Source organism: Caenibacillus caldisaponilyticus (assembly GCF_002003465.1).
Classification (GTDB): domain Bacteria; phylum Bacillota; class Bacilli; order Bacillales; family Sporolactobacillaceae; genus Caenibacillus; species Caenibacillus caldisaponilyticus.
In genome coordinates this window covers 1-1,503 of sequence record NZ_BDDQ01000159.1, presented here as the reverse complement: position 1 = coordinate 1,503, position 1,503 = coordinate 1, and the positions used below count along the sequence as shown (strand labels likewise).

At 52.5% G+C, this 1,503-nt stretch carries 1 protein-coding gene; it reads left to right on the top strand.

Annotated features, from left to right (window positions below; genetic code table 11):
• The first annotated feature begins 162 nt into the window (after positions 1 to 162).
• Positions 163 to 1,437 (top strand): group II intron reverse transcriptase/maturase, encoded by a 1,275-nt coding sequence (gene ltrA / locus CCB157_RS17010; RefSeq protein WP_077616959.1) that lies wholly within the window; start codon positions 163 to 165, stop codon positions 1,435 to 1,437.
• The last annotated feature ends 66 nt before the right edge of the window (positions 1,438 to 1,503 follow it).

The window sequence follows — 1,503 nt, the reverse complement described above, 5'->3', positions numbered from 1 at the left end:
TCAGGGATGGATCAAACTCTTTCGAGACGCAATGCGCTGAAGCAGAATTCCTGACGGAACTCTTTCAAGGAAAGATGGGTGAAGCCCGGAGGGCCTTGGATAGAGGGCTGAGCATTGCCCGGCAAGACTTGAACCCCATCCCGCGGAGGGAAAGAGATCTCGATGGCGCTGTTGGAGACGATTCTGTCACGGAACAACTTAATCACTGCCCTCAAACGGGTGGAAGCAAATAAAGGGGCTCCGGGCATCGACGGCGTTCCGACGGAACAACTCCGCGATGATATCCGGAAGCACTGGAAGTCCATTAAGAGACAATTGCTTGAGGGAACCTACAAGCCGGCGCCGGTCCGGAGGGTCGAAATCCCGAAACCCAATGGAGGCGTCCGATTGTTGGGGATCCCAACCGTGATGGATCGGTTCATCCAACAGGCCATCCTCCAGGTGCTTACGCCGATCTTTGATCCCCATTTTTCTCCGTACAGCTATGGCTTCCGCCCCAAGCGACGGGCCCACGATGCGGTCCGGCAAGCTCAGAAATATATCCAAGAAGGATACCGATATGTCGTCGATATCGATCTTGAGAAGTTCTTTGACCGGGTGAATCACGACATCTTGATGAGCCGGGTCGCACGGAAGGTCGAGGACAAGCGAGTCCTGAAATTGATAAGGGCCTACTTAAAAGCTGGGGTGATGCTGGAAGGTGTCCGGGTTCGTTCAGAGGAAGGCACGCCGCAAGGCGGGCCATTAAGTCCACTCTTGGCTAACATCCTGCTGGATGATCTGGATAAAGAACTTGAAAAGCGGGGGTTGAAGTTCTGCCGTTACGCCGATGACTGTAACATTTATGTCCGCAGCCCGCGTGCGGGCCAAAGAGTCAAACAAAGCGTTCAAAAGTATCTGGAGAAGAAGTTAAAACTCAAAGTCAACGAGGAGAAAAGTGCGGTCGACCGCCCCTGGAAACGAAAGTTTCTAGGGTTCAGCTTCACGTCTCAACGAGAAGCTCGAATCCGACTCGCCCCGAAATCCGTTCAACGGTTTAAGAATAAAATCCGGCAACTGACGAATCCAAATTGGAGTCTTCCAATGGAGGAACGTATCCGGAAACTCAACCAATATACCATGGGATGGATGGGGTACTTCGCGTTAATTGAGACCCCCTCTCCCTTGAAGCGCCTGGAAGAATGGATAAGAAGAAGGTTGAGACTATGCCGTTGGCACCAATGGAAAAGGGTGAGAACTCGAATTCGTGAACTAAGAGCCCTTGGGCTCAAAGAACACGAAGTGTTCGAGATCGCTAACACTCGGAAAGGGGCTTGGCGTACGACAAGGACGCCTCAATTGCATAAAGCCCTTGGCAAAGCCTACTGGCTTAAGCAAGGGCTGAAGAGTTTAACGCAGAGATATTTTGAACTCCGTCAAGATTGGCGAACCGCCTAGTGCGGACCCGCATGCTAGGTGGTGTGAGGGGACGGGGGTTCGTCACCCCCTCCTACTCGATAGATG